Source organism: Candidatus Thiosymbion oneisti (genome assembly GCF_900092655.1).
GTDB classification, from domain to species: domain Bacteria; phylum Pseudomonadota; class Gammaproteobacteria; order Chromatiales; family Chromatiaceae; genus Thiosymbion; species Thiosymbion oneisti.
Window position 1 is genome coordinate 1 of the sequence record NZ_FLUY01000618.1, and the last position, 232, is coordinate 232.

1 protein-coding gene is annotated in these 232 nt (G+C 62.1%); it reads left to right on the plus strand.

The window, feature by feature from the left end:
* On the plus strand, positions 1-232 hold a 232-nt coding region (locus BQ17_RS06780; RefSeq protein WP_176722330.1), incomplete at both ends, for a transposase.

The window sequence follows — 232 nt, forward strand, 5'->3', positions numbered from 1 at the left end:
TGGTGTGGGACAATTTGAATACCCACACCCCGGCCTCGCTGTACAAAGCCTTTCCACCCGCGCAAGCGCGGCGGTTGCTCGACCGCTTGGAGATCCACTACACGCCCAAACATGGCAGTTGGTTAGACATCGCCGAGATCGAACTGAGCGTCTTTAGCGAGCAATGCCTTAACCGGCGCATCCCGGATCTGGAAACGCTCCGCCGCGAGGCTGCCGCCTGGGCCGAGCGGCG